A 15,407-nucleotide genomic window follows, 5' to 3' on the forward strand; every position below is an offset into this window, starting at 1 on the left:
GTTTTACTTGGTAAATAAAGTAAAGCTGCCGCTCTACAGCGGGTCAGCACCCACATAGCCAAGCGTCACTTGGCTAACACCGTGAAACCACTGAGATACAGCGGTAAAACCGCTATTCCGCAAAAGTATCCCTATATAAATTTAAGAATAAAAAGAACCGCCATGTATGGACAGTCCATACATGGCGGTTTGTTCTTACTGTTCTTCTTTGTGGTTCTTGCGATAGGCAAGATAACTTTCCAATATCAGCACGGCCGCCACCTCGTCGACCACATTCTTGCGCTTCTGGCCGCGGGTGTTGGTTTCATTCAGGATGCCGTGCGCCGAAACGGTGGTGCACCGCTCATCCCAAAGCTCCACCGGCACATCGACCTTCTCTTTCAGCTTCTCGGCGAACTCCTCGCACTTGAGCGCGCGCTCCCCCACCGAGTTGTTCATATTCTTCGGATAGCCGACGACGACTGTTTTGATCTCGTATTCCTGAACCGCATTCGCGACCTTCTGTACCACGCTCTCAAAATTCCGGTCGTGGATCACGCCCAGAGGCGAGGCCAGAAATTCGGTGCGGTCACAGGCCGCAAGGCCGGTGCGGGCGTCGCCCAGATCTACCGCCATAATTTTCATATTGTTATTCCTTATCCTTTCTCCACCAGTCCTGATGCGCAAAGGTGGATATGTCATCGGTCAGATGCCGGTTGCAGTTTCTCAGCAACTGCCTGCTTTTCAGATTCTCGTCGAACTCGAACAGATTGATTGCGGTGTTGTCGCACCAGTCCACATCCTGCAGCTTTCCGATATCGTTGTAGGTCAGAAAGCACAGCATGTTGCGGATGGCGCATCCGTGCGACACAATCGCAATGCGTTTTCCGCGGTTCCTGCCGACGATATCCAGCACCGCCCGGCTGACCCGTTCATAAAGCTCCTGCATGCTTTCGCCGCCGATCGCCTGAAACCGCTCGGGATGGTTCTCCCAGTTGTCGTTGATCTCGGGATATTTTTCCGGGAAGGTTGACCAGAACTGGCCCTCCCATTCCCCGCCGTTGATCTCCTTGAGGCGTTCATCCACCTCGATCGGCAGATCGTGGTACCGGTTCACCGCCATCGCCGTCTTCATCGTGCGGATCAACGGGCTTGCGTAGATGCAGTCCAGCTCGATCTCCCGGAACCGCTCGGCAAGCCTTTCGAGCTGTTTCTCGCCGATTTCGCTGATCTCGGCGTCGGTGAAGCCCTGAAAGATGCGTTTATGATTTCCTTCCGCCTGGGCATGCCGCACCAGGTAGACCGTCGTTTTCTCACTCATGGATTTCCTCCAAACAGGTATTACCAGGGTTTGACCTGGCCTACAATCTCTGAAACATGCCGGATGCCCTGTTCATCCAGCCAGGCGTTCATGCCCTCAGCCACCTTCAGCGGCGTGTATGCGTCGCTGAACAGCGCCGCGCCGATCTGGATGGCGTCTGCGCCGGCCATCATCATCTCGACAGCGTCCTTCCAGGTTGCGATGCCGCCCATGCCGATAACCGGAATGCCCACCGCCTGCTTCACCTGCCAGACCATCCGCACGGCAACCGGGAAGACCGCCGGGCCGGAGAGTCCGCCGACGTTGTTTTTGAGGACCGGCCGTCTCGTCTGGATGTCGATGCGCATGCCGAGCAGCGTGTTGATCAGCGAGACGCTGTCCGCGCCCTCCGCTTCGACCGCTCTGGCAATTTCCGTGATGTCGGTGACATTCGGCGACAGCTTGACGATCAGCGGCTTTTTGCAGCGGCTGCGCACCGCTTTGACGATGCTGCCCGCGCTCTGGCAGGACACGCCGAACGCAAGGCCGCCGGATTTGACATTTGGACACGAGATGTTCAGCTCGACCATATCGATATCCGAATCGGACACCTTTTCAGCGACCTCGCAGTAATCCTCGACCGAATGGCCCGCGATGTTCGCGATGAGCACCGTGTCCTTATCCTTCAGATATGGAAGATCATATTTCAAAAAATGATCGATGCCGGGGTTTTGCAGGCCCACGCTGTTGAGCATGCCGGCCGGGGTTTCCGCGATACGCGGCGCCGGATTGCCTGCGCGCTCCTCGAGCGTTGTGCCCTTCAGCGAGATGCCGCCGAGCTTGCTCAACGGATAGAGCTTTTCGTATTCCTTGCCAAAACCGAAGCAACCGGATGCCGTGATGATCGGGTTTTTAAACGGCACGCCCGCGATATTGACCGAAAGATCTGCCATCAGAACTGCACCTCCTCAGCTTCGAAGACCGGGCCGTCCTTACAGACGTGGCTCATCGATTCTTTTCCATCCTTCTTGGTTCTGCACGCACAGACCAAACAAGCGCCGATACCGCAGCCCATACGTTCCTCCAGGGAAACCTGCAGGCGGACGCCGTGCTCCTTTGCGATCTGTTTCAGCACCTTCAGCATCGGGGCCGGACCGCAGGCATAGATGATATCCGGCGTCTCTTCTTTTAAGTAGTCGTTTAAGATGTCGCTGACAAAGCCTCTGCGGCCATAGCTTCCGTCGTCGGTGGAAACCGCGGCGCGGCCATACTGCTTGAAATCCTGTTCCAGGATGACGGCCGATGCCGATCGGAAGCCCAGGATGGCCATTGGGTTTTGATACTGCTTCGCGACTTCCAGCATCGGCGGCACACCGATTCCGCCGCCGATGACGACGGCCTTTTTGTCCGGTTCCAGGATGTCGAAGCCGTTGCCGAGCGGAGCGAGCATATCGACGACGTCGCCGACGTTCAGATGGCTGAGCGCTTCGGTGCCCTCTCCGCGGATTTCGAACACGATGCGCAGAGTTCCCTTTTTCCGGTCGATCTCACAGATTGAGATCGGCCGGCGCAGGAAGTATCCTTTGCATTTGACATGCACAAACTGTCCCGGTTTTGCCATCTCGGCGATCTCCTGGGCCAGGATGGTGAAGCTGTAGGTGTTTTTTGCAATCGCTGTTTTTTCTATGATGGGATAGAGTCCCTGTTGATAGCTCACTTCCTCACACCTCCAAGTGTACTCTTTTTATCTCCTGCCGCCGTTATATTCCGGCGGTTTTTCTTGCATCATTACATTATGGCTGGTTTTATTCTGTCCCTAAAAGACATATGTACGCCGGTGCAGTGTTTTTTAGAAGTTTCCTGAACGGATACCTCTAAAAACGGTGTTTTCTGCACCTTTGTGCAGTGGCTCTTTGTACTTTGCCTCCAAATTTGGCAAAGTACCGGCTTCTTTGCACCGCAGTGCAATGGCTGTCTTTTATATTGCCAAAACGCCTTAGCAAGATGGCAGTTACTCTTTTGCGTGGCCAAAAGAGGTACCAGAAAAGGCCATTCAAGGGGTCTATCGCCCCCTTAAAAATCCCCCAATCACGCAGCTTTTCCGGAATTGGGCAGTTCCTGCTTCCAGATGACGGCAAGGCGCCCGCAATGGCTCGTCTCAGAGGCACCACGACGCATAGTGCTCCAATGTATCGCCGTTCTGTCGCTGTCAGCTTCATCTTCCATCGAAGTGCAGTTCTCGTCTAGCCTCATTGTCCCCACCACGCCATAGCGGGCATTGTTCTTTTTAGGATAGAATGGCTTTAAAATGCAGCTATATACAAACGAACTCACATTTTAATATGGGATTCAGTTACCTCTCAGCCTTTTGGTCTCGGGGTACCATGAAAACAACCTTTAACCACAGAAACTTCCGCTGCTAGACCTGCCCAACCACTCTGCCCAAAACCAAACGCCGCCCGCAGGCGGCCGTAGCAGATACGGGATATCAGAGGGGGATTTTCAAGGGGGGCCATCTGGCCCTAAGTGCCTCTGTGCATGGCCCCCCTTGAACGGCCTTTCTTGGTTACTTCTTTGGCCGCGCAAAGAAGTAACCACCACACTGCCAAGTGTCACTTGGTAACAACGTAAGACCACTGGACTTCAGTGGTAAAAAACCACACTGCCAAGTGGAACCTGGCAAACATACTGTGACCGCTGAGACTCAGCAAAACAAACTTAAATCTTTGTAATATCGATCAAGTCAACATCCTCGATGGTCTTATCCATCGCAAGGCAGTTGACCAGCGCCTTGGCGGTGTCCAGCGACGTCAGACAGGCGATGGACCGCTCGACGGTCTTGCGCCGAATCCTGACGCTGTCCCGCGCCGGGATTCTTCCCTTCGCCGATGTCGAGATGACATAATCGATCCTGCCGCTTTCCAGCAGATCCATGACATTCGGAGATTTCTCACTCAATTTGCGGACCGCGTTGGTCGCAATCATGTTCTGGTTGAGCGTCAGCGCCGTGCCCGGCGACGCGTACAGGTCGAAGCCGAGCTGTTCGAACTTCTCCGCAATCGGGATGACCTCCTGCTTGTCCTCGTCCCGCACCGTGATGTACACGCCGCCTTTCTCCTTCATCTGATAGCCCGCCGCGACCAGGCCCTTTAGCAGCGCCTCTTCAAAGCTCTTCGCAATGCCCAGCACCTCGCCGGTCGATTTCATCTCCGGACCCAGGTGGGTGTCCACATCATGCAGCTTCTCAAAGCTGAAGACCGGCACCTTGACCGCTGTGTAGATGCCCTCCGGATAGAGTCCGGTTCCATAGCCGAGATCGCGGAGCCTTTCGCCCAGCATGATCTTCGTCGCCAGGTCGACCATCGGGATGCCGGTGACCTTGCTGATGTACGGGATGGTTCTCGATGAACGCGGATTGACCTCGATGACGTACACTTTGCCGTTGAACACGACATACTGGATGTTGACCAGGCCGACGACCTTCAGCTCCTTCGCCAGCCTGCCGGTATAGTCCACAATCTGCTGTTTGATGCGGGAAGAGAGGTTGTAGGTCGGATAGACTGAAATCGAGTCGCCCGAATGGACGCCCGCCCGCTCGATGTGCTCCATGATGCCCGGGATCAAAAAGTCCTCGCCGTCGCAGATCGCGTCGACCTCGACTTCGGTTCCCATCATATATTTGTCGATCAGCACCGGGTTTTCCAGCTCGTGCGCCGTGATGATCGCCATGTATTCCTCGACGTCCTTATCCGAATGCGCGATGATCATGTTCTGGCCGCCCAGCACATAGGATGGCCGCAGCAGCACCGGATAGCCGAGCTTTCCTGCTGCCTTCAGCGCTTCTTCGCAGGTGAAGACCGTCTCGCCCTGCGGGCGCGGGATGCCGCACTTCTCGAGCAGCTCGTCGAACCGTTCGCGGTCCTCCGCCGCGTCGATGCTGTCCGCGCTGGTGCCCAGGATATTGACGCCCAGGCTCATCAGGTGCTTGGTCAGCTTGATCGCGGTTTGACCGCCGAACTGGACGACCACGCCCCACGGCTTTTCCGTTTCGATGATGCTGGTCACGTCCTCCGGCGTCAGCGGGTCGAAATAGAGCCGGTCGGAGGTGTCGAAATCGGTGGAGACGGTTTCCGGGTTGTTGTTCGCAATGATCGCCTCATAGCCCATCTCTTTGAGCGCCCAGACACAGTGCACCGAGCAGTAGTCGAACTCGATGCCCTGTCCGATCCGGATCGGGCCGGAGCCGAACACCAGGATTTTCTTCTTGTCGCTCGCGTTTTCCTCGATGAACAGCTTCGCCTCATTCTCCTCATCGAAGCTCGAATAGAAGTATGGCGTCTTCGCCGCAAACTCTGCGGCGCAGGTGTCCACCATCTTGTAGGAGGCGTAGTGCTTTTCGGGGATCTTCTGCCCCGACAGCTGTTCGATCGTCTTATCCAAAAAGCCAAGCTTCTTGGCTTCGATATATACTTCTTCGGTCAGCGCCCCATCGGCAAGCGCCTTCTCCATCTCGGCCAGATGCCTGAACTTTGCCAGGAAGAACCGGTCGATCTTGGTGATATCGAAGACCTTGTCATAGCTGAAGCCGCGCTTGAGCGCTTCATACACGGCAAAGATGCGTTCGTCGTCACAGCAGTGAAGCTGTGCTTCGAGTTCTTCATCGCTGAACGCCGCAAATTTCGACAGGTTCATCGTGTCGAGCCCCAGCTCGATGGAGCGGACCGCCTTCATCATGGCCTGTTCAAAGCTCGTCGCGATCGACATGATCTCGCCGGTCGCCATCATCTGTGTGCCGAGCGTGCGCTTCGCATAGACAAACTTGTCGAACGGCCATTTCGGGAACTTGACGACGACATAGTCGAGCGCCGGCTCGAAGCAGGCATAGGTTTTGCCGGTCACCGCGTTCAGGATCTCGTCGAGCGAATAGCCGACGGCGATCTTGGTCGCAACCTTCGCAATCGGGTATCCGGTCGCTTTGGACGCCAGCGCCGAGGAACGCGACACGCGCGGGTTGACCTCGATGACCGCATACTCAAAGCTGTCGGGATGTAAAGCCAGCTGGCAGTTGCAGCCGCCCTCGACGCCGAGCTTGGAGATGATGTTGATCGACGCGCTTCTGAGCATCTGGTATTCCCTGTCGGTCAGCGTCAACGCCGGGGCCACGACGATCGAGTCGCCGGTATGTACGCCGACCGGGTCGACATTCTCCATGCTGCAGACCGTGATGCAGTTGCCCTTCGAGTCGCGGATCACCTCGAACTCGATCTCCTTCCAGCCGGAGATGCACTTCTCTATCAAAACCTGCGTGATCGGGGAAAGGCGCAGGCCGTTTTGGGCGATGTCCCTGAGTTCAGCTTCATCCTGCACGATGCCGCCGCCGCTGCCGCCCAGCGTAAACGCCGGCCGCACAATGACCGGATAACCGATCGTTTCGGCAAACGCGACCGCGTCGTCCACGGTGTTGACCACCTTGGACGGGATGCAGGGCTCCCCGATGGACTCCATGGTATCCTTGAAGATCTGCCGGTCCTCAGCCATATCGATGGTTTCGGGATCTGCGCCCAGCAGCTTGACGCCCTGTTCCTCCAGGAAGCCTTCCTTGGCAAGCTGCATCGAAAGGGTCAGCCCGGTCTGTCCGCCCAGGGTGGACAGGATGCTGTCCGGCTTCTCCTGCCGGATGATCCGCTTGAGCACCGTGAGGTTCAACGCCTCGATGTAGATCTTGTCGGCCATCGCCTTGTCGGTCATGATGGTCGCAGGATTGGAATTGACCAGCACCACCTCAAGCCCCTCTTCCTTGAGTGCGCGGCAGGCCTGCGCGCCGGCGTAGTCGAATTCGGCGGCCTGTCCGATCACGATCGGGCCGGAGCCGATGACCAGCACCTTTTTGATATCCTTCCTCAGCGGCATGCCGCGTCACCTCCATCCATGAGCTTTAAAAATTCGTCGAACAGGTAGGATGTGTCCTTCGGCCCGCCGCAGGCTTCCGGATGGAACTGCACGGTGAAGGCCGGGGCGTTATGATAGCGCACACCCTCGCAGGTGGCGTCGTTTGCGTTTTTGTGGCTGACCGCGCCGACTGCTTCATCGATCGAATCGGAAACGACCGCGTAGCCGTGGTTCTGACTGGTCACATAGGTGCGGTCCTTTCGAAGGTCGATGACCGGCTGGTTTGCGCCGCGGTGTCCATACTTGAGCTTTTCGGTCTTCGCGCCGTTCGCAAGCGCCAGCAGCTGATGCCCGAGACAGATGCCGAAGGTCGGGATGCCGTAGCCCGTCAGCTCCCGGAGGTTTTCGATGATCGTTTTGTTGTCAGCGGGGTCGCCGGGGCCGTTTGAAAGCATGATGCCGTCCGGATTGAGCGCCCTGATCCTCTCCGGCGCGGTCAGAGCCGGCAGCACCCGTACATTGCAGCCTCGGTCAAGCAGGCAGCGCAGGATGTTGCGCTTGAAGCCGTAGTCGAGCAGCGCCACCTCGTACCGGCCGTTTTCGGCCTTGTGATACTCCTCTTCCCGCACGCTGACCGTCTGCACGGCGTCCTCTATGTTGTATGAGCGGATCTGTTCGAGCAGCGCATCCCTGTTCTGCGCGACATCCTCGGTTGTGATCATGCCGTTCATGACGCCGCTTTCGCGGATGATCCTGGTAAGCCTTCTCGTATCGATGCCATACAGGCCGATGATCCCCTGTTTCTTTAAGAAGCTGTCGATATCCCCTTCGCTGCGGAAGTTGGACGGGGTTTCGCAGTATTCCCGCACGATATACCCCTTCACCCAGGACTTCTTCGATTCGAAATCCTCATGGTTTGCGCCGTAGTTGCCGATCAGCGGAAAGGTCTGGGTGACGATCTGCCCGTAGTAGCTCGCATCGGTCAGCGTCTCCTGATAGCCGGTCATGCCGGTCGCAAAGACGACCTCGCCGATGGTACTTCCCTTGACGCCGAAGCTCTTTCCTTCAAAAACCGTGCCGTCCGCCAGCAGAAGATAGGCTTTCTCAGATGTTTTCAAGTTCGATGACCCCCTCTTGGTTACGTTCCAAACTCCTCGTTTACACAGAACGAACCGGCAGCTATCTTTCAATACGCGCCGGTTTGTCCCACTCTATTGCAGCTTTGCTTACAGCCTGACATTGCCTGCGGGAAGCTGGATGCCCATATCCCGGTGACCGGCTGCCGCGGTTCTGTTTACAGGCGGATGTCACCGACCGCACCAACGATGTCGTCGCGCATGCGGATCGCCTCCCTTCTGGCCGCCTTCGCAAAGTTCTTTTCGCTGCATTTTTCTTTTTTCCAGGCGCACATGATCCCTCTGGAGGAATTGATGACCGCGCCGAGTCCCCTCTCATCAAAAGCACCGGCCACATCGCCGGCGCCGCCGCCTTGCGCGCCGTAGCCCGGCACCAGGAAGAAGGTGTGCGGCAGCAGCTCCCGGAGCTCCGTAAGCTGCTTCGGATAGGTTGCGCCGACCACGGCACCGACCGCGCTGTATCCATACTGTCCGATCTGGCCTTTGCCCCATTCCTCGCACATGCTTCCCATGATCTGATAGACGGGCTTGCCGTCAATCAGTCGGTCCTGCAATTCGCCGGAGGATGGATTCGAGGTTTTGCAGAGTACAAAGATGCCGCGGTCGCGTTTCTCACAGATATCCAGAAGCGGCTTAATGCCGTCGGTGCCGAGATAGCCGTTGACCGTCAGCGCATCGCCGCCGAACGGCTCAAAGGTCTTGTCCTGCACCTCGATGGTGCCGAGATGCGCCGCGCCGTAGGCCTCCATCGTCGAGCCGATGTCGTTGCGCTTGCCGTCGGTGATGACGAACATCCCGCGTTCCTTCGCATAGGCGATGGTCCTGTAAAGCGCCTTGACGCCCTGGTAGCCGTACATCTCGTAATAGGCCGCCTGCGGCTTGACGGCGGGCACGATGTCATAAAGCTCGTCGATCAGCTTTTTATTGAAGCGGAACAGCGCGTCCGCCGCGCCCTTTAAGTTGTACCCATACTCCTCGAAGGATTTCTCCTTGAGATATTCCGGAATATAGTCGAGCTTCGGATCAAGCCCCGCAACCGTTGGATTTTTGGTCTGGGCGATTTTCTCTATCAGTCTGTCCAGTGACATGGCTTTCCCTCTTTCTTGATACTGTTCGAGTCCTCATCTGCGGCCCCGACTGTTATGTTGATCTCTATACGGTAATTTTTGATTATATCTTTCTGCCGTCTTCAAAGACAAAGCTGCCCTCAAACGCGACGCCGCAGGCTTTTGCAATCGCCTGCAGATCCTTTTCCGTCAGATTGTCCCGTTTCAGCTTCGCCCCAATGTTCTGGGACGATGTCTTCGGCTCCAGCTGATTGGCCAAATCGGCAATGGTCATTTCCTTAGCTGCAAGTAGCATCTTCACTTTGATCGCCAAACCCATCCATATCGACTCCTGTTCTGAAAGGATATTGAACTGCGGCAAACCGGCCTCCGGCCTGTCTTAAAAGGATCATGGATATTTTTAATCGACTTGCCAGCCTATTCCTGAAAAGACGTGAAACCCTAGTAAACCGACTGTCAGCTTTTTTCTGAACAGATATTGAAATCGACTATCAGCCAATATTGTTCAAACAAAGCTCCTTGCCGCAGCCACTTTGACTTTCACATAAAATGGATGCTGTTCAGTCACAGCCGTGAAAAGTCCGCTTAAGCTCATTCCATCAAAACTGTTCCAGCGTCTCTTCCTGCTGAACGCCGGCATCCTCATAGCTGATGTTTCCGTTCAGGATGGTGTATTTGATCCGTCCGCTGACTTTCATGCCGTCAAACGGCGTGTTGCTGGCACGGGATTTGAACTGCCCGGCGTCGATGGTCCACTGCTCGCCCGTACTAAACAGCACCACGTCCGCAACGCCGCCGACCCGCAGCTTTCCGGCGTCCAGCCCCAGAATCTGCGCCGGGCGGGTGGACATCATGTAGATCAGGCTCTGCAGCGGAATCACCGCGCGTTCGACCAGGTAGGTGTAGCAGAGCGCAAACGAGGTTTCCAGCCCGACAATGCCGTTCGGCGCGGTGATGAATTCCGCCTTCTCCTCCCTGGTGTGCGGCGCGTGGTCGGTCACAATGCAGTCGATCGTGCCGTTTGCAATCGCCGACAGGATGGCCTGCCGGTCCTCGCTGGTGCGCAGCGGCGGGTTCATGCGGTAGTTCGCGTCGCGCTTGAGCAGCTCATCCTCGGTCAGGATGAAGTAATGCGGGCAGGTTTCAGCCGTGACATGCACGCCGCGGCGCTTCGCGTCCATGATCAGCGCAACTGAGCCCTTGGTGCTGACATGCGCGATGTGCACACGGGTGTCGGTCGCGCCGGCCAGCGCGATTTCACGGGCCGTCACGCAGTCCTCGCTGGTGCGGTCCATGCCCGGCACATTGAGAATCTTTGAAATCATGCCCTTGTTGACGATGCCGTTGCTGATGATGCCCATATCCTCGCAGTGGGAGATGACGAACGAACCGATCTGGGTCGCCTTCTCCATCGCCTCCTGCATGATGCGCGCGCTTTCGACCGGGCGGCCGTCGTCGCTGAACGCGATCGCGCCGACGCCCTTGAGCCCTTCAAAATCGGTCAGCTCGATGCCGTACAGCTCCTTGGTGATGCTGGCAACCGGGTAGACCTTGCATTTGGCGTTCTGCGACTTGTTGTTGATGTAGTTGACGATCTCAATGCTGTCGGTCACCGGGCTGGTATTCGGCATGCAGGCGATTCCGGTGAAGCCGCCTGCCGCGGCCGCCTCGCATCCCGAGTAGATATCCTCCTTCTGTGTGTAGCCGGGGTCGCGCAGATGCACATGCATGTCGATAAAGCCCGGCGCGGCGTAGAGTCCGGTCGCATCGATGACCTCGGCGTCCTCCGCTTCGATCGATTCGTCGATGCTGCGTATGAACCCGTCCTCCATCAGGATATCGCCTGTGAGGTCGAGCCCTTCGCTCCTATCCAGGATATGCGCGTTTTTAATCAGTAGTTTGGACAATCAAGACACCCTCTTTAAGTATTTTGACACGTTACCTTCATTACCTTTAGTTTACCACATTTTATCATAAAAGCGGGTCGTTTGTTTGAAATATCTTTTAACTCTTGTGTTTCCCGCTGTCGATACGCCTCGAAAAAACAGATGCCAAACATGGTTTGACATCTGTTCCCTTCTCCCCCATGCGGGGGTACTCATCAATCTTTGAACACTGCGCCCTTGGAGCCGGAGGTGACAAGCGACGCATACCGCTTCAAATAGCCGCTGAGCTGCTTCTGCGGCGCCGTCCAGTTCTTTCTTCTCTCTTCGAGTTCTTCGTCGGAGACTTTCAGCTCCATATGGCGGTTCGGGATGTCGATCGAAATCGTGTCGCCCTCCTTCACCAGCGCAATGGTTCCGCCTGCCGCCGCTTCCGGGGAAACGTGGCCGATTGCCGCGCCCTTCGTCGCACCGGAGAAGCGTCCGTCGGTGATCAGCGCAACGCCGTCCAGTCCCATGCCGGCCAGCGCCGCCGTGGGATTCAGCATCTCGCGCATGCCGGGGCCGCCCTTCGGTCCCTCGTACCGGATGACCACCACGTCGCCCGGGTTGATCCTGCCGGAAAGGATGGCGTCCGATGCGTCCTCTTCGCAGTCGAAGACGCGGGCTGGGCCTTCATGCACCATCATTTCGGGGAGTACGGCGCCCTGCTTGACCACCGCGCCCTCCTCGGCCAAATTGCCGCGCAGGATCGCGATGCCGCCGTCCTTCCGGATCGGCGTTTCAATTTTATGAATCACGTCGCCGTCGGCCTCGGGCGCTTTTTGCAGCCGGTCGCCGACCTTGCCGCTGACGGTCAGGGCTTCCTCATCGATCAGACGCTCCCTGGAAAGCTCCTTGAGCACCGACTGGATGCCGCCGGCCGCGTTGAGGTCTTCGATAAACACGTCGCTCGCCGGGCTCAGCTTGCACAGCTGCGGGGTCTGGCGGCCGACGCGGTCGATCAGGTTCAAATCCATGTCGACGCCCATCTCGTGCGCGACCGCGGTCAGATGCAGCACGGTGTTGCTCGAGCATCCAAGCGCCATATCGCTGCGCAGCGCGTTCAGGAACGCGTCGCCGGTCAGGATGTCGCTGACCTTGATATCCTGTTTGTAAAGCTCCATGATCCGCTCGCCGGTCTCCTTCGCAAGGCGTCTGCGCGCGGCAGAGGTCGCCGGAATCGTGCCGTTTCCGGGAAGCGCCATGCCGATCGCTTCGGTCAGGCAGTTCATGGAATTTGCGGTGTACATGCCTGAGCAGCTTCCGCAGGTCGGACAGGCGTTCTCCTCGAGGTCTTTGAGCTCCTCGTCGGTGATCTTTCCTGCCGCATAGGCGCCGCCCGCTTCAAAAGTGTCGGACAGGCCGATGCGCTTTCCCTGAAATTTGCCCGCGCTCATCGGGCCGCCGCTGACAAAGATGCTCGGCAGATCGAGCCTGCAGGCAGCCATCAGCATGCCCGGCACGATCTTGTCGCAGTTCGGGATGAAGACCACTGCGTCCAGCGGATGCGCCATCAGCATGACCTCGATGCTGTCGGCGATCAGCTCCCTGGAGCAGAGCGAATACTTCATGCCCTGGTGGTTCATTGAGATGCCGTCGCAGACGCCGATGGTGCTGAACTCGAACGGCACGCCGCCCGCGTTGCGGATACCGGCCTTGACCGCCTCACAGATATCGTTCAGATGGATATGCCCCGGTATGTAGTCGCTCTTCGAGTTGACGACCGCCACGAACGGCCGCTTCATCTCGCTGTCGGTTACACCCATCGCTTTGAGCAGAGCGCGATGCGGCGTTCTCTGCGGACCTGCTTTGATCAAATCACTTCTCAATGGTCACATCACCTTTCTATTCAGGACAATGTTGTCCATAAAATCACATTGGTTCTTATAATACCCGCTGACTTCCTCGCTGTCCCGCTCCCGGATCGCGGTAAACGCCTTCATCGAGACGTTCAGCCCGTCGGGCAGGTTTTCAGCAATCGCCTTTGGATCCAGCCTGAACTGCGGGCCTTTGACACCGGCCGTACCGGCGTAGATATCCTCGAGCCGTACCAGCTCGGTCTGCGCGGGAAGCGCCGCAAAGGCCTCCTCATCGGTGATCAGAAGCACCGTCTCGTCCGGCTCCAGCAGCCGCGAGAATTCCTCGGCGCTGCCGGCTGTGAGCCTGATCGCGCGGATATCGAGCACAACGGCGCCGTCCCGGTTAAAATCGGGCAGATAGGATTTGAGTCCCGTCACGATCTCCTGCTGCTTTTCCCTGTCGATTTCCCCGGCTGTGGCGAGCACCACAACCGCGTCGGGCTTCTTTGCAAGGAACGGGATGCAGGCGACCAGGCCAGCCAGCAGCACAAGCACCGGCACGCCGATCACCATGGCCCGTTTGAAGGTGGTCATCCTCAATCCCTCGGCTTCATGGTCGGGAAAAGTTTCCCAACTAATTTACATGCCGTCATAACGATTCAAATCCTTTCATTTCTTTACTTTCCCATTCTTCACAGTGCTTCGTATCACATCAGGAAAAAAAGAAAATCGTTGTCAAATTGTTGTCTTCGCAGAAAGTTTGTTGTCAGCTTACTCACACTGAGAACCCTTCCTAAAAGATGTCCAATTTGGATAAGTTTTCAAAAGATTCCTTTTTCTTTTGATCTGTAGCTTCGGCATAGATATCCATCGTAGTTTCGATATTCCGATGGCCCATAATTGCCTGAATTACTTTTAAGTTTGTTTCATGTTCGCAGAGTCTTGTACAAAAGGTATGCCTCAAGTGATGACAGGAGAAATCTGGAAGAATAATTGGCTCTCTCCGCTCGCGCTTGGCATTGATGACCTCTTCCGCATTGTACCCGCTGATAATCCGTTTGATAGTACGATTCACCGCCTGCGGATTTAAAACAGAACCAAAACGATTGATAAATACAAAACCCGTCATTCCATCGATCTCGGTTTCATTGAATCCCGTTTCTTCCTGCTCCTCATGCTCCATGTGGAAGGCGTCACATACAATATCAAGCATCGGAATCGTTCTGATACCTGCATCTGTCTTTGGCTTCGATATTCGCAGAACAGACTTTCTTGATTTTCCAACCGGGTAATAAACCAGACTGTGATTGATGCTAAGAATCTGATTATCAAAATCAAGATCTTCCCAGCGGAGACCAAGTGCTTCTCCAATTCGGCATCCAGTTCCAAGTAAAACCGTAAACAACGGCCACCAATGATAATACACCGGATGATTGGATATATACTCCAGAAATACTCTCTGTTGCTCAATCGTTAAAGCATGTCTCACACCTCTTGACTTATCCGCCTTCTTGCTAACTTCCTTCATAATTCCGTCTGACGGATTTTTCCGAATAATTTCATCTCGAACCGCCAATTGGAACGTCGGATGCAGCAAGGTGTGAATCGAATCCAGTGTCCCTAACGATAACTCTTCCTCTTTAAGTAAATAGCAATAAAACTGGAGTACATCTGAATACTTAATGTCTGCGATTTTTTTCTTTCCGAATGTATGTCTGACAAAACGATCATACATATAATCGTAATTACTACGGGTGGTCGCCCGCAAATCATACTTCGTAGAGATATACCGATCATAGGTATCATTTATGGATGCTTTCCCTGCAACATACAGATCCAGTCCATCCAATTGATCCTTCATCAGCTGCTTTTCTTTTTCTCGAAGCGTTGCCAAATCCTGCGCATATATGGACCTACGCCTACCCAACGGATCAGTATAGGTGTACATATACCGCTTATCTGATGCCCTCTGTACTTCTCCTTTCCTGAGTGCTCTTCCCCGCTCATCTTTTCGTGTCTTTGCCATGTCTGTAACCTCCTTCATAAAATGAAGAAGGGACTCACAGCACTTACTTTCGCTTGGACAAATACTCTTCCAAACTTCGCAGGGCAACCTCTGTCATTGTAATCTTGTGTTCAGCAGCATACCTGGTCAACTCAGCATGGGTTTTTTCTGATAATCGAACCGTAATGGACTTACGCTTTGCATTGTCCTCCTTTGGTCTACCCATTTTTGTCATACCGCTACCTCCACATGTCTTCATTATACTTATCGTAAGACAGAAAGTCAAGTCCCCAAGTGCTTAAAGTCC

Annotated in this window: 12 protein-coding genes; all 12 read right to left on the reverse strand. The window is 55.6% G+C overall.

Going from position 1 to position 15,407, the window contains the following annotated elements; translation table 11 throughout:
- Positions 1 to 195 precede the first annotated feature (195 nt).
- The 12 genes from ruvX to BN348_RS10315 all read right to left on the reverse strand — a co-directional run bounded on the left by ruvX (position 196) and on the right by BN348_RS10315 (position 15,121).
- A complete protein-coding gene (gene ruvX, locus BN348_RS10260) occupies positions 196 to 624 on the reverse strand; it encodes a Holliday junction resolvase RuvX (RefSeq protein WP_040197887.1) in 429 nt (142 codons plus the stop codon).
- 4 nt (positions 625 to 628) lie between these two features.
- Positions 629 to 1,300: a histidine phosphatase family protein gene (locus BN348_RS10265; protein WP_040197888.1), complete on the reverse strand. Its 672-nt coding sequence runs from the start codon at positions 1,298 to 1,300 to the stop codon at positions 629 to 631.
- A 20-nt stretch (positions 1,301 to 1,320) separates the two neighbouring features.
- Complete coding sequence (locus BN348_RS10270; RefSeq protein WP_040197889.1) at positions 1,321 to 2,232, reverse strand: dihydroorotate dehydrogenase; 912 nt, start codon at positions 2,230 to 2,232, stop codon at positions 1,321 to 1,323.
- A complete protein-coding gene (locus BN348_RS10275; protein ID WP_040197890.1) occupies positions 2,232 to 2,996 on the reverse strand; it encodes a dihydroorotate dehydrogenase electron transfer subunit in 765 nt (254 codons plus the stop codon). Before BN348_RS10275 ends, BN348_RS10270 begins: the two co-directional genes overlap by 1 nt.
- Before the next feature lie 1,001 nt (positions 2,997 to 3,997).
- Positions 3,998 to 7,189 (reverse strand): carbamoyl-phosphate synthase large subunit, encoded by a 3,192-nt coding sequence (carB, locus tag BN348_RS10280; RefSeq protein ID WP_040197891.1) that lies wholly within the window; start codon positions 7,187 to 7,189, stop codon positions 3,998 to 4,000.
- On the reverse strand, positions 7,180 to 8,286 hold the full coding sequence (locus BN348_RS10285) for a carbamoyl phosphate synthase small subunit (RefSeq protein ID WP_040197892.1): 1,107 nt from the start codon (positions 8,284 to 8,286) through the stop codon (positions 7,180 to 7,182). The genes carB and BN348_RS10285 overlap by 10 nt, the downstream gene beginning before the upstream one ends.
- A 176-nt stretch (positions 8,287 to 8,462) precedes the next feature.
- On the reverse strand, positions 8,463 to 9,392 hold the full coding sequence (pyrF, locus tag BN348_RS10290; RefSeq protein WP_040197894.1) for an orotidine-5'-phosphate decarboxylase: 930 nt from the start codon (positions 9,390 to 9,392) through the stop codon (positions 8,463 to 8,465).
- Positions 9,393 to 9,474: 82 nt separating this feature from the next.
- Complete coding sequence (locus BN348_RS10295) at positions 9,475 to 9,690, reverse strand: hypothetical protein (RefSeq protein ID WP_040197896.1); 216 nt, start codon at positions 9,688 to 9,690, stop codon at positions 9,475 to 9,477.
- Positions 9,691 to 9,970: 280 nt separating this feature from the next.
- Positions 9,971 to 11,278, reverse strand: a complete 1,308-nt coding sequence (locus BN348_RS10300; RefSeq protein ID WP_052446882.1) for a dihydroorotase — start codon at positions 11,276 to 11,278, stop codon at positions 9,971 to 9,973.
- A gap of 194 nt (positions 11,279 to 11,472) precedes the next feature.
- A complete protein-coding gene (ilvD, locus tag BN348_RS10305; protein ID WP_040197897.1) occupies positions 11,473 to 13,125 on the reverse strand; it encodes a dihydroxy-acid dehydratase in 1,653 nt (550 codons plus the stop codon).
- A 3-nt stretch (positions 13,126 to 13,128) separates the two neighbouring features.
- On the reverse strand, positions 13,129 to 13,689 hold the full coding sequence (locus BN348_RS10310; protein ID WP_040197899.1) for a hypothetical protein: 561 nt from the start codon (positions 13,687 to 13,689) through the stop codon (positions 13,129 to 13,131).
- Positions 13,690 to 13,888: 199 nt separating this feature from the next.
- Positions 13,889 to 15,121, reverse strand: a complete 1,233-nt coding sequence (locus tag BN348_RS10315; protein WP_025641622.1) for a site-specific integrase — start codon at positions 15,119 to 15,121, stop codon at positions 13,889 to 13,891.
- Positions 15,122 to 15,407 lie beyond the last annotated feature (286 nt).

The organism is Candidatus Soleaferrea massiliensis AP7 (genome assembly GCF_000820765.1).
GTDB lineage: Bacteria > Bacillota > Clostridia > Oscillospirales > Ruminococcaceae > Soleaferrea > Soleaferrea massiliensis.

Excerpts from the sequence above, each read along its gene's own strand:
- BN348_RS10265 (WP_040197888.1), bottom strand. The coding sequence starts at position 1,300 with ATGAGTGAGAAAACGACGGTCTACCTGGTGCGGCATGCCCAGGCGGAA.
- ruvX (WP_040197887.1), bottom strand. The coding sequence starts at position 624 with ATGAAAATTATGGCGGTAGATCTGGGCGACGCCCGCACCGGCCTTGCG.
- BN348_RS10270 (WP_040197889.1), bottom strand. The coding sequence starts at position 2,232 with ATGGCAGATCTTTCGGTCAATATCGCGGGCGTGCCGTTTAAAAACCCG.
- BN348_RS10295 (WP_040197896.1), bottom strand. The coding sequence starts at position 9,690 with ATGGGTTTGGCGATCAAAGTGAAGATGCTACTTGCAGCTAAGGAAATG.
- pyrF (WP_040197894.1), bottom strand. The coding sequence starts at position 9,392 with ATGTCACTGGACAGACTGATAGAGAAAATCGCCCAGACCAAAAATCCA.
- BN348_RS10315 (WP_025641622.1), bottom strand. The coding sequence starts at position 15,121 with ATGGCAAAGACACGAAAAGATGAGCGGGGAAGAGCACTCAGGAAAGGA.
- BN348_RS10310 (WP_040197899.1), bottom strand. The coding sequence starts at position 13,689 with ATGACCACCTTCAAACGGGCCATGGTGATCGGCGTGCCGGTGCTTGTG.
- carB (WP_040197891.1), bottom strand. The coding sequence starts at position 7,189 with ATGCCGCTGAGGAAGGATATCAAAAAGGTGCTGGTCATCGGCTCCGGC.